Here is a 17,958-nt window from a genome sequence, read left to right on the forward strand (position 1 = left end):
TCCTCTTCACTTCGCGGCCTGATAGCCCGGATGCCAGCGCAGCCACCAGCGCTCCAGCGCCCGGGCGAACAGGTCGGCCAGCTTGCCGAGCAGCGCATAGAGCAGGATGCCCACGAGCACGATGTCGGTCTGGAGGAACTCGCGTGCGTTCATCGTCAGATATCCGATGCCCGACTGCGCGGAGATGGTCTCGGCCACGATCAGGATCACCCACATCAGGCCGAGCGAGAAACGCAGGCCGACGAGGATCGACGAGGTCGCGCCCGGCAGGATCACTTCCTTGTAGAGCTGCCAGCGCGTGAGCCCGTAGGTGCGGCCCATTTCGATCAGTTGCGGATCGACGTTGCGGATGCCGTGGAAGGTGTTCAGGTAGATCGGGAAGAACACCGACACCGAGATCAAAAAGAGCTTGGCCGATTCGTCGATGCCGAACCACAGGATCACCAGCGGGATCAGCGCCAGCGCCGGGACGTTGCGCACCATCTGGATGCTCGAATCCAAGAGCGTCTCGAAGAAGCGGATCGAGCCGGTGAGCAGGCCCAGCACCAGCCCGAGCCCGCCGCCGATCGCGAGGCCAGCGAGCGCGCGTGTTGCGCTCACTTTCACGTGCGTCCACAACTCGCCGGACACCGAGAGATTCCACGCAGCCTTCACCACGTCGATGGGTGCCGGCAGCACCCGGGTCGAGAGCCAGCCGAACGACGAGGCGATCTGCCACGCCACGATCAGGCCCACCGGCACGAGCCACGGCACGAGGCGCTTCGCCACCGATACGCCGAAGGCCTTCGCGCCGTTCAGCGATGGCACTTGTGTCGGCAGCGGCCGTGCTTGCACTTGTTCTGTCATTGGAGTCCTTGGTGTGGAGTGCCGCTCAGCTCTGCGACAAGAGGCGCGAAGGCGCATCGAGATTCGCGACCACTTCACCGAAGGGCCCGGTCAGGGCCTGCGCCGGAACGCCTGCGCGCTGCTTGCGCGGCAGCAGCGGGAACACGAGCTCGGCAAAGCGGTACGACTCCTCCAGATGCGGATAGCCCGAGAGGATGAAGCTCTCGATGCCCAGCGATGCGTATTCCTCGATGCGCGCGGCGACGGTCTTCGGATCACCCACCAGCGCGGTGCCCGCACCGCCGCGAACCAGGCCCACGCCGGCCCACAGGTTCGGGCTGATTTCCAGATCCGCGCGGCTGCGCTTCGCGCCGCCCGCATGCAGCGCGGCCATGCGGCGCTGGCCTTCGGAATCCATGCGCGCGAACGCAGCCTGCGCGCGGACCACGGTGGCGTCGTCCACGCGGCTGATCAGCGATTCGGCCGCGCGCCAGGCTTCGTCCTCGGTCTCGCGCACGATCACGTGTAGGCGGATGCCGAACTTCACCGTGCGGCCCCCACCGCCGCCGGGCCGCCCCAAGGCGGTGGCCGCCCCCTCGGGGGGCAGCGAAGCGTGGGGGTCCACGTACTTTGCTGCCCTTCCGCGAACATCGGCGATCTTCTTCGCCACCTCGGCCGGCGTTTCGCCCCAGGTCAGGTACGCATCGACCTGCTCGGCGGCGAGCTCATGCGCCGCTTCCGACGAGCCGCCGAACCACACCGGCGGATACGGCTTCTGCGTGGGCGGAAACAGCAGCTTTGCGCCTTTCACGCTCAGGTGCCTGCCGTCGTAGTCGAAGCTCTGCCCTTCGTGGCTGCGCGCGATGATCTCGCGCCAGATGCGGATGAACTCGGCCGATTGCTCGTAGCGCGCAGCGTGGGCCAGGGAGACGCCGTCGCCTTCGAGCTCGGCCTGATCGCCGCCGGTCACGAGATTCACCAGCACGCGGCCGCCGGACAGCCGATCGAAGGTCGCAGCCATGCGCGCCGCCAGGCTCGGCTGATGCAGCCCGGGCCGCACCGCGACCAGGAACTTGAGCCGCTTCGTCGCGCCGATCAGGCTCGCGGCGACGACCCATGGGTCTTCGCATGAACGGCCGGTCGGGATCAGCACGCCTTCGTAGCCCAGCTGATCGGCGGCGCCGGCAATCTGCTGCAGATAGGCCAGATCGACCGGGCGCGCGCCTTCGGTCGTGCCGAGATAGCGGCTGTCGCCGTGCGTGGGGAGGAACCAGAAGATGTTCATGACTTTTATCCTGTTGTTCGTCGTCAGGGCTTGGCGGACGCCAGGCGGGTGTCGGGATGCCAGACGATGCGCGCGACCTCGACCGGCTTCGGAATGAGTCCGAGCTTGTGAAAGGCATCGGCGACGCGCTGCTGGTCGCTCACCGTCCCTGGCTGGATCGAACCGACAGGCGATGGCGGCCGGCGTTGAAGAAACAGGCTCACGATGCCGGCGTCGAGACCGCTGAAGTCGGCGATCAGCTTGATCGCGGCGGCGCGCTCCTGCTGCACGAGGCGATCGGCGCGCGTCAGTTCCTCGAACAGCGCGGCGATCACGGCCGCATGCTTTTCCGCGAACGGCCGCGACGCGAGATAGAAGGAGCTGTTGCCCGACAGGCCGCGGCCGGTGGTCAGCGCACGCGGCTGGATCGCGAGTTCGGTCGCGGCGTAGAACGGGTCCCAGATCGCCCATGCATCGACGCTGCCGCGCTCGAAGGCGGCGCGCGCATCGGCCGGCGCGAGGTAGACGGGCTGGATATCGCTCCATTGCAGGCCCGCCTTCTCCACCGCGCGCACCAGCAGGTAGTGCGCGCTCGATCCCTTCTGCAAGGCCACCTTGCGACCCTTGAGGTCGGCCAGCGATTTCAGCGGCGAATCCTTCAGCACCAGCACCGCGGAGCTGTCGGGCTTGGGCGGCTCGGCGCCGACATAGACGAGGTCCTTGCCGGCAGCTTGCGCGAACACTGGCGGCGAATCGCCTGTGAGGCCGAACTCGAGACTGCCGACCGACAGCGCCTCCAGCAGTTGCGGCCCGGCCGGAAACTCGATCCACCCGATCTTCGCGTTCGGGAAGCGCTTTTCCAGCCAGCCGGACTGCTTCACGATCACCAGATTCGCGGCGGACTTCTGGTAGCCGATCCGCAGTTGCTGAAGCGGCTCGGATGACGACGAGGAACCGGCGGGCTGGGCCAGCGCCACGGCCCCCCCGAGCCCCCAGCTCGAAGCCGTGACCACGAGCAGTTGCAGCAAACGGCGGCGCGCGTTCGATTCGCCCGGAACGATCGACGACGTGCTCATGACGTGGCAGCGATGAAGCCGGTGATGAGCGCAACCGCAACGACCACCAGCGCGCTGATGGCCAGGTCCGCGACGCCCCACCACGCGGAGCGCGGCGGCATCAGGGTGTTCGGGGTCAAAGGAGGCATGGGCTTCTTTCTTGGAGGCGTAGGTCGCCCCTGAGACCGCATCGCGGCCATATGAATCGGGACGGAGAGTTGGATGGAGATGGCGCCGCATCGGGCGCCGCGCAGACGGATGACCGTCAGACGCTACATCGCACCCGCTCGAAAGCCACGGGCTCGAAGCCCCAGGTCGGCGGCAGCTTGAGACCTTCGCTGGCGAGCGTCTCGACCGCGTCGTCCAGCCGCTGCGAGAGATCGGCCTGGAGTTGATAGGCGCCTTCGGGCTGCAAGGTCACCTGCCCGTCGGTCGCATAGACACCCGGCAGGATGTGCCGTGCCGCGAGCGACTGCAGCACCGGCCGCAGCGCATAGTCGAGCGCCAGCATGTGATGCGGGCTGCCGCCGGTGGCCAGCGGCAGCACCGTCTTGCCCTTGAGCGCCGATTGCGGCAGCAGGTCGAGGAACACCTTGAGGACGCCGCTGTAGGCGGCCTTGTAGACCGGCGTCGCGATCACGATCACATCGGCACGATGCACCTGCTCGGCCGCCTGCTGCACGGTCGGGTGCGAGGCCTCGCCGAGCAGCAGCGCATGCGCTGCGAGTTCGCGGATCGCAAGGCGATCCACGGGCACCTTGCGCAGCGCCAGCCGTGCGGCCACCGCATCGAGCAACACCGCCGAGCGGGACGGCGCGGAGGGACTGCCGGCGATCAGGAGAACAGACACGATCAAATCACTTTCAGCCTGGGGGCGAACTACTTGTTCAGGTAGATCTGGTCGAACGAGCCGCCATCGGCGAAGTGCGCCTTGTCCGCCTTGGCCCAGCCGCCGAAGGCTTCGTCAATCGTGAACAGCGTGAGCTTGGGGAACTGCGTCGCGTACTTGGCCTTGGCCTTCTCCGAGGTCGGGCGGTAGTAGTTGCGCCCGGCGATGTCCTGGCCCTCGTCCGAGTACAGGTACTTCAGGTATTCCTCGGCGACGGCGCGCGTGCCCTTCTTGTCGACCACCTTGTCGACCACGGCCACGGTGGGTTCCGCGAGGATACTGACCGACGGCACGACGATCTCGAACTTGTCGGGGCCGAATTCCTTCAGCGCGAGGAAGGCCTCGTTCTCCCAGGCCAGCAGCACATCGCCCACGCCGCGCTGCACGAAGGTGATGGTCGAACCGCGCGCACCGGTGTCGAGCACCGGGACGTTCTTGTAGAGCTTGCCCACGAACGCCTTGGCCTTGTCGTCGCCGCCGTACTTGCGCTTGCCGAATTCCCAGGCCGCGAGGTAGTTCCAGCGGGCACCGCCGGAGGTCTTCGGGTTCGGGGTGATGACCTGCACGCCGGGCTTCACCAGGTCGTCCCAGTCCTTCAGGCCTTTCGGGTTGCCCTTCTTCACGAGGAAGACGATGGTCGAGGTGTAGGGCGCCGAGTTGTGCGGCAGGCGCTTCTGCCAGTCGGGCTTGACCAGCCCGCCGTGCGTGACGAGCGCATCGGTGTCACCGGCAAGCCCCAGCGTCGCGACGTCGGCGTCGATGCCGTCGATGATCGAGCGCGCCTGCTTCCCCGAACCGCCGTGCGACTGCTTGATCGTCACGTCCTGCCCGGTCTTGGCCTTCCAGTACTTGGCGAAGGCCTGGTTGTAGTCCACATACAGCTCGCGGGTCGGGTCGTAGGACACGTTCAGCAGCGTCACGCCGCCTTGGGCGAACGACGGCAACGCCGTCAGGGCGATGCCCGCCGCGGCGGCGGCACCGAGGGAAAGCTTGATAAAGTCGCGGCGAAGGCTCATGGTCTTGTGCTCGTAATTGGCATAAAGCAGATGCCACGCATTCTGAATACGGCATAAGAAAACCGGAACGACCGAGTTTTCAGTTCTAAATAGCGAAATCAACTAAAGGCATCCAAATGGCACGCATGGTCCAGTGCATCAAGCTCGGCAAAGAAGCCGAAGGTCTCGACATCCCGCCCTATCCCGGCGAACTCGGCAAACGCATCTGGGAGAACGTGAGCAAGGAGGCCTGGGCCGCCTGGCTCAAGCAGCAGACCATGCTGGTCAATGAAAACCGCCTGAACCTCGCGGACGCCCGCGCGCGCCAGTACCTGGCCCGCCAGATGGAAAAGCACTTCTTCGGCGACGGCGCCGACGTCGCGCAGGGGTACGTTCCCCCTTCCAACTGATCCACGCGCGCGCATGGCCGAACCGGTCGAATGGCGCGCGGACGGCGTCCCGCGCAGCGCGCGCTTCGATGACATCTACCACTCCGAAAGCGGCGCCGCCGCGCAGGCCCGGCATGTGTTCCTGGGCGGCTGCGGCCTGCCCGCGGCCTGGGCCGGGCGGCCGCAATGGCGGATTCTCGAAACCGGCTTCGGCTTCGGACTCAATTTCCTGACAACCTGGCAGGCCTGGCGCGCGGACCCGGAGCGCTGCCGTCTGCTGCATTTCGTCTCGATCGAGGCCTATCCGGTCTCGCGCGAGGACCTGCTGCGCGCCGCCGCCGGTTCGCCGGAAGTGCTTGGGCTGGCCGAGGAACTGGCGGCGCAATGGCACGGCCTGCTGCCGGGATTCCATCGCCTGTGGCTCGACCAGGGTCAGGTGCTGCTGACCCTGTGCATCGGCGACGTGCAGCCGATGCTGCGCGCGCAGCGCTTCGAGGCGGACAGCATCTACCTCGACGGCTTCAGTCCGCAGCGCAATCCGCAGATGTGGTCGGCCGAGACGCTCAAGGCGGTGTCGCGCTTCGCGCACCGAGGCACGCGGCTCGCGACCTGGACCATCGCGCGCGCGGTGCGCGATGCGCTGGCGCAATACGGGTTCAAGGTCGCGAAGACACCGGGCCTGCCGCCCAAGCGGGACTGCCTGCAGGGCGTGTACGAGCCCGCCTGGGAACCCCGCCGCCCATCGCCCTCGCGCGAGGAGCTCGCAGTGCCCGGCCATTGCGCCGTGATCGGCGCCGGTCTTGCCGGCGCGGCCGTCGCGTCGAGCCTCGCGCGGCGCGGATGGACGGTGACGGTGCTCGACGCCTCGGACCAGCCCGCCACCGGCGCCTCGGGCCTGCCGGTGGGCGTGCTCGCGCCGCATGTGTCGCCGGACGATGCCCTGCTCTCGCGTCTCACGCGCGCCGGGATACGCGCGCTGTGGCCGCAGCTCGAGCAATGGCTGGCGCAAGGCCGCGACTGGGCCGCCACCGGTGTGGTCGAACGCCGTGCGCCGGGCGATGCGCGCCTGCCCCCCGGCTGGACGGCCCAGGGTCCCAACGAATCGTGGCGCGCGACGGCGCAAGAGCTTCTCGCGCTCGGCCTGCCGACCGATGCCGCCGCGATCCGGCACCTGCGGGCCGGATGGGTGCGCCCTGCCCGGCTGGTGCAGGCCTGGCTGGCGCAGCCGGGCATCCGTGTCGAAACCGGGCGCCGCGTGACCCGCATCGAATCGCCCGGCGACGGCGGGCCCCGCTGGACGCTGCGCGGCGAGAACGGCGAGACCTTCGCCGGGGCCGACCGGGTCGTCATCGCCGCGGGCTTCGACAGCCGCGCGTTCGCGCCGCACCTGCCCTTGCAGCCCGTGCGCGGCCAAGTCGCGTGGGGCGTGGCGCCGCACGGATCGAGGCTTCCCATCGTGCCGATCAATGGCGACGGCCATCTGATCGCGCATGTGCCGGGCGAAGGCGGCGAACTGTGGCTCACGGGCGCGACCTTCGACCGCGACAGCCATGACAGTGCGCTGCGGCCCGAGGAGAACGAGGTCAATCTCGAAAAGCTGGGCCGCCTTCATCCCGACGCGGCCGCGCAACTGCGGGCCGACTTCGCGAACGGCCAGGTGCGCGCATGGGCCGGCGTGCGCTGCGCGTCCGGGGACCGGCGTCCGCTGGTCGGCCCGTTGCGGCCGGAAGCGGAAGACGGCATCTGGATCTGCACCGCGCTGGGTTCGCGCGGCATGAGCTTCGCCGCGCTTTGCGCCGAGCTGCTGGCCGCACGCTGGCACGGCGAACCGTTGCCGCTGCCGGCCAGGCTCGCGAGTGCGCTGGACACGCGGCGCGTGTGGGCGAAGAGCAGCGCTCAGATGTTGGCGAGCGCCATGTAGTCGAGCACCGTCGTTCCGCCGAGCGTGGCGAACGGCAGCAGCAGCGCCTTGAGCAGAGGCTGCTGCCAGAACGGCGCGAAGGCGCCCTCGTGCAGGTCCTCGATGCGGCTCTGGAGCAGCTCGAGCTGTTTAACGGTGGGTGCCGGATCGGGATCGCTGCTCGGCGGAGCGCCGCTCACGCGCAGGATCTCGTTCTTCACCTGTTCGAGCGCATGCTTGCGCGAGTCCTCTGCAGCGAGGCGCAGCGCCACTGCGCATCCCAGCGCCACGGCGGCACCGATGGCGGCCGGCACCACGGTGCCGACAGACAAAGTCCAATGGTCGAACACTGCACTTCTCGAAAGCAGCCAGAGCGAGATGACGATGAAGGGATAGTAGATGAGCCGCGTCACCGAGCGGGTGCGGCGCGCGACGAACTGCAGGTCGATCCAGTTCTCCAGGTAGGCGCGGGGCATTCCCATCTGGGCCTCGAAGCGCCGCAGCGTGGCCTCGGGCCAGTTGGCGGCGTATTCGTGCAGCCGGCGCAGGCGCAGCAGGCCACGAACGAAGCGGACGCAGAGCACCGTGGCATCCACCACGAAGAACACCAGGAAATACATCATCAGCAGCGCCGGAATCCTGAGCGACTCGTGCACGAGAAGCGACATCCCGCCTCGCTGCGGAACGAAGCGGACCTCACCGATCGCCAGAATCAACAGCGAGCTGAGCGCGGCGGCGATGAGCACGCACGACGCGGTGCGCACCAGCCGCGCGAGCAGACGGTTCTGCACGATGTGGCGCCCCCAGAAGTCCACCGCGTCGGGCGTCATTCCAGCGACATCGCCGGTGTGCTCGTGCAACGGCGGAATGAAGCGCATCGAAAACACCTGCCCCAGCTTGCGCCACGCACGCAGACGCCGGTCGGCACGGTCCTGCGTCGTCTTCAGCTCCTGGCGCGCGACGCCGGCGTCGAAGTGGGCGGCAATCTCTTCCAGGTTGGCATTGAGCGTCGCCCAGCCCCTGTACAGGAGGTAGAAGCACAGCAGCAGCGTGAAGATCCGGATCGCTTCGGTCGGCCACAGGCTGATCCCTTCGATCGCCAGCATCGGCTTGCCGCCATCGGTGAGCCATTCGGCGAAGGGCTCCCAGTTCACCGCCATCCACAACGGAAGGGCCACCTGGACGACGAGAAGGATCAGGACCGCGACAGCCCAGCGCCGAGGACGCGCCGCCAGGTTGTCGCGGCTCGCCATGGTGCGCGTCAGCCGGTTCCTGGCGCCCTCGCTCACGAACAACGGCGGCACCCACAGCAGCAGCATCAGCGCCATGAAGATCAGGAACATCACCGGCACGCCCGGCGCAGGGTAGGCACGGGACCCCGCTGGATGAATGTCGTCGCACTCGCTCCACGCCACGCCCCGGCACCCTTTCCGGTTGGAGCCGTAGGACGGACTGCCCGTGAAGTCGTAGGCGCCGGTGCGGCCGATCTCGAAGATCCTCGGCGTTTCGAACCACGCGCGGATTCTCTTCTGCGACATCGGCTCCCGTTCGCCGTCCGCGCTCTCGTCGAGTTGCAGCTTGCGGCGCGCATCGTCCATGGCAAGCCGTGTCGAGAGGAATGCCGACACCTGGTAGCTGTCACGGAACGGTGGCGCGCCCCCCTGCAGCCGGTCCATCAATCGCAGCCCGAAGTTGGAAGCGACGATCAGATTGCGCGTCCAGTTCTGCTCGCGCGGATGCATGAGGCGCGCATCCATGTCGGTCGTGAAGAAGATGGCATTCGGAAACTCCGGCCGCAGCGCCTGGAGCACCAGCAGCTTGTCGTGCACGTCATTGCCCAGCACGCCGATGGCGCGAAAGCCCTGCTTGTCACCGCCCGCACTGCGCAGCAGTTCGTCCTTCATCCGCATCTGGACGGCGAGCCTGCGCAGGTAGTCGAACTGGCCCTGCCCTTCGGCCACTTCGATGAAGGTGCCGTCCTTGCGGCGCCCCGGATCCTTTTCGGGCTGGCTCTGCTTCTGCGTGCCGCCGTTCGCCGCACCGCTGTCGGCGGCCGCCGGCAACTGGCCGTCGAGTCCGCGCACGTAACTGAAGCGCTCGACGCAGAAGCCCGGCTCGTCCTGCTTGGCCCGGAATTCGCGCAGCAGGCTGCGGCCGTAGAGCGTGTCCCACTCGGCGACGATCGCGATACGGCTGGGCACGTCCTCTTCAATGCCGGGAGCCATTCGGCACAGGTCCTGGTAGCGGAGCACGTCGGGGTTGTCGCCCTGGGCCCTGGGAATCCTTCGCGGATCCAATCCACGCAGCTTCAATTCGGCGATCAGCGCGTCGGCGAGAGCGCCGTCGTTGCCGATGGTTCTCACCAGGGCGATGTGGCGGCTGGCGAAGAACTTCGACACCGCGCCGTCGCCGCGCTCCTTCAGGTCGTTCCGGCCCTCGAGCAGCACCTCGTCCGGTACCGTCGCGTAGAGCGAATAAAAGCGCATCGCCGCGTGCACCGGCTGGCTCGCGAAGTCCGGATCGCCGACCTCGTCGATCATCGCCTTGAGGCCGTCCGAGCCGTTGGGGCCGAGCACCCGCCAACTCGCACCGGCATCGACGAACGGCCTCGCGAGCTGTGCCATGTGCTCGAGCGGCCTCGTCGCGAAAGCCTCGGTCTGCAGCCACATCACGAGCACCGGCGATTGCAGACTGCTGCGCGACAGGTCCTGCGGGGCCACGACATCGGAAGCGGGCTGGAACCATTCGTAGGGGATGGGCTCGGGCGACGGCTTCTCGACTCTCGCGCCAGCCGCTTCCGGCGGCGTGAAGTAACCCAGGTGCTCGGTGTCCACCGGCGAGAGGCGGCTGGCATTGAGCCCGGCGAGCACCGCATAACGCCCACGCCTGCGGCTCTCGACGTTCTCCGAATAGGGGCCGCCGGGCAGCATCACGGCCAGCACCTGCACCTGCCGGTCCTCGCCGGGCGGAAAGCGGCGCCGAACGTCGGCCACGTCCTTCGCGAGTTCCTCGGCGGTGCGCAGCCTGTCCTCGCCTTCGAGCCTGCCCTGCCCGTTCTTGCGCAGGTCGGTGCGGTAGCGCGCAACCGCGCCGAAGGGGTCCTGCCAGAGCCTCGCATCGATGTCCTGCTTGGCGTAGTGCTGTTCGAGGCGCGGTTCGTTGACCGGGAGCCGCGTGGTCTCCAGCGGCACCTCGCGAACGAACAGCACCCCTGCGGCCAGCAGCACGATGGCCACGATGCCGTTGCTCGGCAGGCTGGACCCGGACTTCGACTCCTTGTCCATCAAGCCCTCCTGGTCTCGGCGCGAAAGCACGTCACGACCATTTCACAATGGTTTTCCCCGCGGGGCATCCCCAAGCCGGTCGATGAAACCCGTTCGTGGGCACTCGCAAGAGGGAGAATCGGCCCATGCCCATCCACTACGACATCACCCACACCACGGTCTACCGCTACAGGAAGCCGGTCCGCTTCGGCCTGCACCGGGTGATGTTCCGGCCGCGCGAGAGCCACGACCTGCGCGTGCTCGCCACCGACCTGCAGGTGAGCCCGGACGCGAACATCCGGATGATCCAGGACCCGCACTCCAACTCCGTGGCGCTGGTGCAGCCGATCGGCGAGGCCACGGAGCTGCGCATCGTCTGCCGCTTCACGATCGAGCGCGAGCCCGGCAGCGTGGATCAGCTCGCGCTCGATCCTTCGGCCGAGGTGCTGCCTTTCGCCTATTCGGTGCAGGACCGCATCGACCTCGAACATTACCTGCGGCCGCACCACGACGATCCGGAGGGCCGGCTCATCCGCTGGGCGCATCAGTTTCTCTATGCCGACGAAACCAACGGGACGCGCGAGGTGCTCGCGCGCATGAACGCCTTCATCGGCCAGAACCTCAGCTACGCGGCGCGCGACGAGGAAGGCACGCAGACGCCGCTGCAGACCCTGGAACTCGGCAGCGGGAGCTGCCGCGACTACGCGCTCTTGATGATGGAAGCCGCGCGCCGCCTCGGCGTGGCGACGCGCTTCGTCACCGGCTACCTGTACGACGCGGCGCTCGAACTTGGCGGCGAAACCACGGGGGACGCGGTGACCGGCGCCGGCACCACGCATGCGTGGCTGCATGCCTATCTGCCGGGCGCGGGCTGGGTCGCCTACGACCCCACCAACAATCTCACGGGCAGCGGGGAGTTGATCCGCGTCGCGGTCGCGCGCGATCCCTCGCTGGCCGCGCCGATCTCGGGCACCTGGTACGGCGATGCCGAAGCCTACGAAGGCCTCGACGCCTCCGTCGTGGTGCGCAGATTGCGGGGCTGAGTCAGGCCACCCGGTTCACGCAGGCTTCAGGGAAAGGCGCGGGGCCGTTCGCTCACGTTCACGCCGGGCTGCGGCGCTTCCTTGTCCGCGACATCGACCCAGCCGCCACCGAGCGAGCGGTAGAGCGCCGCCGATTGCAGCAGCACGCTGCCCTGTTGCTGGGCCAGTTGCAGCCGTGCGCTGAACAGCGCGCGATCGGCATCGAGCACTTCGAGGTAACTGGTGTAGCCACCCTCGAAGCGCCTGCGCGCGAGCCGCGCGTAGTTGTCGAGCGCAGCCACCTGCATCAGTTGCGCGTCGATCGCGGTGCGAGACGTGGTGATGCCCGAGAGCGCGTTCTCCGTTTCGCTGAACGCGGCTTGCACCGCCTTGCGGTACTGCGCAACCGACTGCCGCTGCGCCGCTTCGGCGCTCGTGACCTGGCCCGCGATCGCGCCGGCGGTGAAGATCGGCATCGTGATGTCCGCGCCATAGGTCCACATGCGCGACGGCCCCTGCCACAGATCGGACAAGGACCGGCTCGCCTGCCCGAAGGCGCCGGTGAGCGAGATCGTCGGGAAGTACGCCGCCTTCGCCGCACCGATGCGGGCATTGGCCGCGATCATCGATTGCTCGGCCTGCCGGATGTCCGGCCGCCGCTCCAGCAGATCGGACGGCAGGCCCGCGGGCACCGGCGGCAGCATGAGCTGGTCGATCGGCTTGCCGCGCGCGATCGGGCCCGGGTTGCGGCCGACCAGGTTCGCCAGCGCGTTCTCCAGTTGAACGATCGACTGCTCCAGCAACGGGATCGCACGCAGCGCCGTCGCGTACTCCGATCGCGCCTGGCTGACCTCGACCTCGGACACCACGCCGCCCTTGAAGCGCCGCTCGAAGAGGTTCAGCGCATCGAGGCGCAGACCCAGCGTCTCGCGCGACACCTCCAGCTCGCGGTCCTGCTCGCGCAGGTTGATGTAGCCGGAAGTGATCGCGGTCACGACCGAGAGCACCGTGCCGCGGCGGAAGGCCTCGCTGGCCTCCAGCTCGGCGGTCGCGGCTTCGGTCAGGCGGCGCGTGCGACCGAAGAGATCGATCTCCCAACTCAAGAGCAGGCTCGCCTGCACCGCGTTGTACGGATTGATCGACGGCGCGGGGGTGATGGTCTGCTCGCTCGCGCGGGTGCGGCTGCCGCTCACCTGCGCGCCGACCTGCGGAAAGAGCTGCGAGCGCGTGGTGCCGAGGACGCCGTAGAACTGCTCCACGCGCGCGGCGGCGGCGACCAGGTCCTGGTTGTTGCGCAGCCCCTCGCTGATCAGCGCGTCGAGCGCCGGATCGTTGAACTGCTGCCACCACGCCGATTCGATCGCGGCCGCATCGACCGCGCCCATGGGCGTGGCACTGCGGTATTGCGTCGGGACGTCGAGCTCGGGCCGCTTGTAGTCCGGCCCGAGCATGCAGCCGCCGAGCGGCAGGCCCAGGAACAGCGCGGACACCAGGGCCACCGCGCCGCGACAAGTCGCATCAGTGCGGCGCATCGACGGCTCCCTGTCCGGTCGCTTCCGGACCCTCGCCCTTCGCATGTTCGGCCTTCTTGCCGCTCATGCGATCGCTGAACGCTTCCAGGCCCCAGAAGAACATCGGGATGAAGAAGATCGCGATCACCGTCGCGCCCAGCATGCCGCCGATCACGCCGGTGCCGAGCGACTGCCGGCTCGCCGCCGAAGCGCCGCTGGCGATCGCGAGCGGAATGCAACCCAGGATGAAGGCCAGCGAGGTCATGATGATCGGCCGCAGGCGCAGCTTGGCCGCGCCGACCGCCGCGTCGTAGGGCGAGAGGCCCTCCTTGTGCCGCAGCTCGACCGCGAACTCGAAGATCAGGATCGCGTTCTTCGCCGCCAGCGCGATCAGCACCGTGAGGCCGATCTGGAAGTACACGTCGTTCTGGATGCCGCGCATCCAGATCGCCGCAATGGCGCCGAACAGCGCGAACGGCACCGCCAGCAGCACGCCGAAGGGCAGCGACCATTTCTCGTACTGCGCCGCGAGGATCAGGAACACCATCACCAGCGCGAAGGCGAACACCAGCCCGGCCGTCGAGCCGGCCTTGCGCTCTTCGTAGGCTTCGCCCGACCACGCGAACGAGAAGCCCGCGGGCAATACCTCGTGCGCCACCTCCTCCATCGCCGCCAACGCCTGTCCCGAGCTGTAGCCGATGCCTGCGTCGCCCGTGACCTTGGCCGCGACGAAGTTGTTGAAGCGCGTGACGATGTCGGCGCCGGTCACGTAGCGCGTGCTCGCGACCGCCTTGAGCGGCACCATCTTGCCGTCCTTGTTGCGCACGTACATGTTCTGCAGGTCCTCGGGCTTGGTGCGGAAGTCCGGCTCGGCCTGCAGGATCACCTGGAACAGCCGGCTGTTCTTCGGGAACTGGCTCACGTAGAGCGAGCCGAACAGCGTCTGCAAGGTGGAATACACATCCTCCGTCGGCACGCCGAGGCTTTCCGCCTTGTCGCGATCGACATCCACCATCAACTGGCGCGAGCGCGTGTTGATGGTCGAATTGAGGCCTCGCAGCTCGGGCCGCTGCCTTGCCTTGGCGATGAAGTCGCGCGTCACCTGCTCCACCCGCTGCAGCGGCGCATCGCCCTCGCTCTGGATCCAGAACTCGAAGCCGCCGGTCGTGCCCAGGCCCGGGATCGACGGCGGGTTGACCGGCACCAGGACGGCTTCCTTGAAGGTCGAGAATTCCGCGCTGGCCTGCCGGATCAGCGCGTCCGCCCGGTCGTCCGGCGACTGCCGCTCGGCGAAGCTCTTGAGCGACACGAAGAGCACGCCCGCATTGGACTTGTTCTGCGAATCGATCAGGCTGAAGCCCGGCACCGTCGCCACCGCCTTCACGCCCGGCTGCTTGCTGAACCACTGCTGCGCGCGGTCGGTGATGGCCTCGGTGCGGTCCAGGCTGGCGGCGTCCGGCATGATGACGGCGGTGAAGATGTAGCCCTGGTCTTCCACCGGCAGGAAGGTGGTCGGCACCTTCCTGAACAGGCCCATCATGATCACCACCATGCCGGCGATCAGCAGCACCGAGACGAGCACGCGCTTGATCGCCAGCTTGGTGGTCGATGTGTAGCCTTCGGTCACGCGTTCGAAGCTGCGGTTGAACCAGCCGAAGAAGCCCTTCTTCTCGTGCTCGCCTTCTTTCGGCGGCTTCAGCAGCAGCGCGGCGAGCGCGGGCGACAGGGTCAGCGCCACGAGACCCGAAAGCACCACCGACACCGCGATCGTGATCGCGAACTGCTTGTAGAGCTGCCCGGTGATGCCCGAGAGGAACGCGACCGGGATGAACACCGCGCACAGCACCAGCACGATGGCGACCACCGGGCCGCTCACCTCGTCCATCGCTCGCTTGGCCGCGTCCTTGGGCGACAGGCCGAACTCGCTCATGTTGCGCTCGACGTTCTCGACCACCACGATCGCGTCGTCCACCACGATGCCGATCGCGAGCACCATGCCGAACAAGGTGAGCATGTTGATCGAGAAGCCCATCGCGGTCATGCCGATGAAGGCGCCGAGGATGGAGACCGGCACCGCCAGGATCGGCACCAGCGTCGCGCGGAAGCTCTGCAGGAAGATGAACACCACGATCACCACCAGCACCACCGCCTCGAAGAAGGTGTGGATCACTTCGTTGATCGATTCCTGCACGAACTCGGTCGTGTCCAGCGCGATGTCGTAGTCCAGCCCGCTCGGGAAGGACTTCTTCAGTTCGGCCATCAGCGCACGCGTGTCCTTGGCGACCTGCAGCGCATTGGCGCCGGGCTGCTGGTAGATCGCGATCAGCGTGGCGGTCTTGCCGTTGTACTTGGAGCGGATCGAGTAGTCCTTGGAACCGAGCTCGGCGCGGCCGATGTCCTTCACGCGCACGATGGCGCCGGTGCCCTGCTGGGAGGCGCGCAGGATGATGTTGTCGAACTGCGTGGGCTCGGTCATGCGGCCCGAGGTCGCCACCGGAATGGTCTGCTGCACCGGCGTCACCGTCGGCGACGCGCCGAGCCGCCCGGCGGCGTACTGCTGGTTCTGCGCGGCGACGGCGTTCTGCACGTCGGTCGCCGTCATGCCCAGGCTCGCCATGCGGTCGGGCTTGAGCCACAGGCGCATCGCGTAGTCGGGCGAGCCGAAGATCGAGCTCTGGTTGGCGCCGGGAATGCGCTTGATCGCATCCAGCACGTTGATGTTCGCGTAGTTCGCGACGAAGGTCGGGTCCTGGCTGTTGTCGGGCGAATAGATCGCCACGATCAGCATGAAGGCCTGCGACTTCTTCTGCACGCTCACGCCCTGCTGGCTCACCGCCGACGGCAGCTGCGGCAGCGCGAGGTTCACGCGGTTCTGCACGTCCACCTGCGCGAGCGAGGGGTCGGTGCCGATCTCGAAGTAGACCGACAGCGTCATGTTCCCGGTCGAGCTCGACGTGGAATTCATGTACATCATGTGGTCCGCGCCGTTGACCTGCTGCTCGATCGGCGCGGCCACGTTCTCAGCCACGACCGACGAGCTCGCGCCCGGATAGGTGGCGCTGACCGAGATCTGCGGCGGCGTGATGTCCGGGAACTGCGCGATCGGCAGGTTCAGCATCGCGACCACCCCGGCGATGACCAGGATGATCGAGATGACGGACGCGAAGATCGGGCGGTCGATGAAGAAGTGCGCGAACTTCATCGTGCCCCCGCCAGGATGACATCGACACGGCGCGCCATCGCGGGCGGATCGCCGCCGACGATGTTGGCCGGCGCCTGCATCTCGATCCGGTCGGCCGGCACGTTGGCCGCCAGCAGCGCATCGCGCACCGATTCCGCGCGCCGCTTGGCCAGCGCCGCGTTGATCTTCGGGTCGCCGCTCGAATCCACGTAGCCGTGCAGCACGACGCGCAGGTCAGGCTTGGCCTTGAGCGCCGCGATGATCGCGACCAGCCGCACCTGGCCGGTCGCATCGAGCGCGGTGCGGCCGCGATCGAAGTAGACGGCATCGCCGTTGGCGACCGCAGGGCCGGAAGCGGATGCCGAGGCTGCGGACGCTTCCGCGGCGGCCTTTGCAGCACCGCCCGCCGGCCCCGCGCCCGAGTTCGGCATCACCGAGGAAGCGGCCGCCACCCCGCCCGCCGGCGTCGGTCCGACCGGCCGTCCCACGGCCTTGCCCTCCGGCAGCGGCTCCGGCGGCACCTCCTTGACCTTCACCGGTGCGCCCGGCGCGAGCCGCATGAAACCGTCGACCACCACGCGCTCGCCGTCCTTGAGCCCGGCGGTCACCAGCCATTGGTCGCCCATCCAGTCGCCGACGCTCACCGGCCGCTGGGTGGCCTTGCCTTCGGCATCGACCACCCAGACGTACTCGCCGCGCGGGCCTTCCTGCACCGCGCGCTGCGGCACGATGATCGAATCGGGCCGCATGAAGCCGTGGACCTTCACGCGCACGAACTGCCCGGGTCGCAGCTCGCCCTTCGGGTTGGGCAGCTCGGCCCGCAGCAGGAAGGTGCCGGTCTCCTGGCTGAAGGAAGCATCCGCGAAGGTGATGCGCCCTTGCGCGGGAAAGCTCGAGCCATCGGCCAGCACCAGCTCCACCGCGTAGTCGTCGCGCGGCGCCTTCAGCAGCTTGCCTTTGGCGATCTCGTCCTGCAGGCGCAGCGATTCGTTTTCCGAGAGGCTGAAGTTCACCCGCATCGGATCGAGCTTCGCCACGTAGGTGAGCAGGCTGTTCTCGGCGTTCACGTAGGCGCCGTCCTGGACCTTGGCGAACGAGGACTGGCCGGCGACCGGCGAACTGATCGTGGTGTAGCCGAGGTTCAACTGCGCGTCGGTCACCTTGGCGGCGGCGGCCTCGACCGCGGCGGAGGCGGCCTGCTCGGTGCCGGTGGCGTCGTCGAGGTCCTTGACCGCCAGGGCGTTGTCGGCGACCAGGGGCTTCACGCGCGCGAGGTTCGCGCGTGCGGTGGCAAGCCGCGCCTGCTGCTGCGCGAGCTCGGCCTTCGCGGCCTTCAGGCTGGCCTCGAAGGGCTTCACGTCCATCCTGAAGAGGACCTGGCCGGGCTCGACGAAGGTGCCTTCGGTGTAGACCCTTTTCTCCAGGAAGCCGTTGACGCGGGCCCGGATCTCGACCTGCTGGGAGCTTTCGGTCTGGCCGACGAACTCGTAGTTGACGGGCACCGTCTGCGCCTTGACGCTGACTGCGGAGACTTCGGTCGGCGGCGGCGCGGCCTTTTCAGGCTCCGACTTCGAACAGGCGGACAGGAGCACCGCGGCACATACCAGCGGGAGCAGTCCGCGAACCACGGGCGCGGCGCCAGTCCGGGAAGGGCCTGCACGTCG

13 protein-coding genes are annotated in these 17,958 nt (G+C 67.9%); 3 read left to right on the top strand and 10 right to left on the bottom strand.

The window, feature by feature from the left end:
* Positions 1 to 6 precede the first annotated feature (6 nt).
* From ssuC to VAR608DRAFT_RS29000, 6 genes are all read right to left on the bottom strand, one after another.
* Positions 7 to 846: an aliphatic sulfonate ABC transporter permease SsuC gene (ssuC, locus tag VAR608DRAFT_RS28980; RefSeq protein ID WP_088957215.1), complete on the bottom strand. Its 840-nt coding sequence runs from the start codon at positions 844 to 846 to the stop codon at positions 7 to 9.
* A 25-nt stretch (positions 847 to 871) separates the two neighbouring features.
* The gene (locus VAR608DRAFT_RS28985) at positions 872 to 2,110 is read right to left on the bottom strand and encodes an FMNH2-dependent alkanesulfonate monooxygenase (RefSeq protein ID WP_088957216.1); all 1,239 of its coding nucleotides are present in this window, start codon (positions 2,108 to 2,110) and stop codon (positions 872 to 874) included.
* A 23-nt stretch (positions 2,111 to 2,133) separates the two neighbouring features.
* Positions 2,134 to 3,165 (bottom strand): sulfonate ABC transporter substrate-binding protein, encoded by a 1,032-nt coding sequence (locus VAR608DRAFT_RS28990; RefSeq protein WP_088957217.1) that lies wholly within the window; start codon positions 3,163 to 3,165, stop codon positions 2,134 to 2,136.
* Positions 3,162 to 3,293 carry a hypothetical protein gene (locus tag VAR608DRAFT_RS38325; RefSeq protein ID WP_269458504.1) on the bottom strand — a complete coding sequence of 44 codons (132 nt, stop codon included), beginning with the start codon at positions 3,291 to 3,293 and terminating at the stop codon, positions 3,162 to 3,164. The genes VAR608DRAFT_RS28990 and VAR608DRAFT_RS38325 overlap by 4 nt, the downstream gene beginning before the upstream one ends.
* Before the next feature lie 116 nt (positions 3,294 to 3,409).
* Positions 3,410 to 3,994 carry an NADPH-dependent FMN reductase gene (ssuE, locus tag VAR608DRAFT_RS28995; protein WP_088959034.1) on the bottom strand — a complete coding sequence of 195 codons (585 nt, stop codon included), beginning with the start codon at positions 3,992 to 3,994 and terminating at the stop codon, positions 3,410 to 3,412.
* A gap of 29 nt (positions 3,995 to 4,023) precedes the next feature.
* Positions 4,024 to 5,049 (bottom strand): sulfate ABC transporter substrate-binding protein, encoded by a 1,026-nt coding sequence (locus tag VAR608DRAFT_RS29000; protein ID WP_088957218.1) that lies wholly within the window; start codon positions 5,047 to 5,049, stop codon positions 4,024 to 4,026.
* 116 nt (positions 5,050 to 5,165) lie between these two features.
* Between VAR608DRAFT_RS29000 and VAR608DRAFT_RS29005 the strand changes: the two genes are divergently transcribed.
* Positions 5,166 to 5,438: an oxidative damage protection protein gene (locus VAR608DRAFT_RS29005; RefSeq protein ID WP_088957219.1), complete on the top strand. Its 273-nt coding sequence runs from the start codon at positions 5,166 to 5,168 to the stop codon at positions 5,436 to 5,438.
* A 13-nt stretch (positions 5,439 to 5,451) separates the two neighbouring features.
* Positions 5,452 to 7,338: an FAD-dependent 5-carboxymethylaminomethyl-2-thiouridine(34) oxidoreductase MnmC gene (mnmC, locus tag VAR608DRAFT_RS29010; protein ID WP_088957220.1), complete on the top strand. Its 1,887-nt coding sequence runs from the start codon at positions 5,452 to 5,454 to the stop codon at positions 7,336 to 7,338.
* Here the strand turns inward: mnmC and VAR608DRAFT_RS29015 are convergent.
* Positions 7,314 to 10,601, bottom strand: coding sequence for a hypothetical protein (locus VAR608DRAFT_RS29015; RefSeq protein WP_088957221.1), 3,288 nt, complete (start codon positions 10,599 to 10,601; stop codon positions 7,314 to 7,316). The two genes, mnmC and VAR608DRAFT_RS29015, sit on opposite strands and share 25 nt — an antisense overlap.
* Before the next feature lie 125 nt (positions 10,602 to 10,726).
* On the opposite strand from VAR608DRAFT_RS29015, the gene VAR608DRAFT_RS29020 reads away from it, so the two are divergent.
* Entirely contained in the window at positions 10,727 to 11,623 is an 897-nt protein-coding gene (locus VAR608DRAFT_RS29020; RefSeq protein ID WP_088957222.1) for a transglutaminase family protein, read from the top strand.
* A gap of 26 nt (positions 11,624 to 11,649) precedes the next feature.
* On the opposite strand, the gene VAR608DRAFT_RS29025 is transcribed toward VAR608DRAFT_RS29020, so the two are convergent.
* The 3 genes from VAR608DRAFT_RS29025 to VAR608DRAFT_RS38410 are packed head-to-tail and all read right to left on the bottom strand — an operon-like array spanning position 11,650 to position 17,922.
* Positions 11,650 to 13,134: an efflux transporter outer membrane subunit gene (locus VAR608DRAFT_RS29025; protein ID WP_088957223.1), complete on the bottom strand. Its 1,485-nt coding sequence runs from the start codon at positions 13,132 to 13,134 to the stop codon at positions 11,650 to 11,652.
* The gene (locus VAR608DRAFT_RS29030; RefSeq protein WP_088957224.1) at positions 13,121 to 16,315 is read right to left on the bottom strand and encodes an efflux RND transporter permease subunit; all 3,195 of its coding nucleotides are present in this window, start codon (positions 16,313 to 16,315) and stop codon (positions 13,121 to 13,123) included. Before VAR608DRAFT_RS29030 ends, VAR608DRAFT_RS29025 begins: the two co-directional genes overlap by 14 nt.
* A complete protein-coding gene (locus VAR608DRAFT_RS38410) occupies positions 16,312 to 17,922 on the bottom strand; it encodes an efflux RND transporter periplasmic adaptor subunit (protein WP_331713007.1) in 1,611 nt (536 codons plus the stop codon). The genes VAR608DRAFT_RS29030 and VAR608DRAFT_RS38410 overlap by 4 nt, the downstream gene beginning before the upstream one ends.
* Between the last annotated feature and the right edge of the window lie 36 nt (positions 17,923 to 17,958).

It is taken from the genome of Variovorax sp. HW608, from assembly GCF_900090195.1.
GTDB lineage: Bacteria > Pseudomonadota > Gammaproteobacteria > Burkholderiales > Burkholderiaceae_C > Variovorax.

Excerpts from the sequence above, each read along its gene's own strand:
- VAR608DRAFT_RS29020 (WP_088957222.1), top strand. The coding sequence starts at position 10,727 with ATGCCCATCCACTACGACATCACCCACACCACGGTCTACCGCTACAGG.
- VAR608DRAFT_RS29030 (WP_088957224.1), bottom strand. The coding sequence starts at position 16,315 with ATGAAGTTCGCGCACTTCTTCATCGACCGCCCGATCTTCGCGTCCGTC.
- VAR608DRAFT_RS38325 (WP_269458504.1), bottom strand. The coding sequence starts at position 3,293 with ATGCCTCCTTTGACCCCGAACACCCTGATGCCGCCGCGCTCCGCGTGG.
- ssuC (WP_088957215.1), bottom strand. The coding sequence starts at position 846 with ATGACAGAACAAGTGCAAGCACGGCCGCTGCCGACACAAGTGCCATCG.
- VAR608DRAFT_RS28990 (WP_088957217.1), bottom strand. The coding sequence starts at position 3,165 with ATGAGCACGTCGTCGATCGTTCCGGGCGAATCGAACGCGCGCCGCCGT.
- VAR608DRAFT_RS29005 (WP_088957219.1), top strand. The coding sequence starts at position 5,166 with ATGGCACGCATGGTCCAGTGCATCAAGCTCGGCAAAGAAGCCGAAGGT.
- VAR608DRAFT_RS28985 (WP_088957216.1), bottom strand. The coding sequence starts at position 2,110 with ATGAACATCTTCTGGTTCCTCCCCACGCACGGCGACAGCCGCTATCTC.
- mnmC (WP_088957220.1), top strand. The coding sequence starts at position 5,452 with ATGGCCGAACCGGTCGAATGGCGCGCGGACGGCGTCCCGCGCAGCGCG.
- VAR608DRAFT_RS29000 (WP_088957218.1), bottom strand. The coding sequence starts at position 5,049 with ATGAGCCTTCGCCGCGACTTTATCAAGCTTTCCCTCGGTGCCGCCGCC.
- VAR608DRAFT_RS29015 (WP_088957221.1), bottom strand. The coding sequence starts at position 10,601 with ATGGACAAGGAGTCGAAGTCCGGGTCCAGCCTGCCGAGCAACGGCATC.
- VAR608DRAFT_RS29025 (WP_088957223.1), bottom strand. The coding sequence starts at position 13,134 with ATGCGCCGCACTGATGCGACTTGTCGCGGCGCGGTGGCCCTGGTGTCC.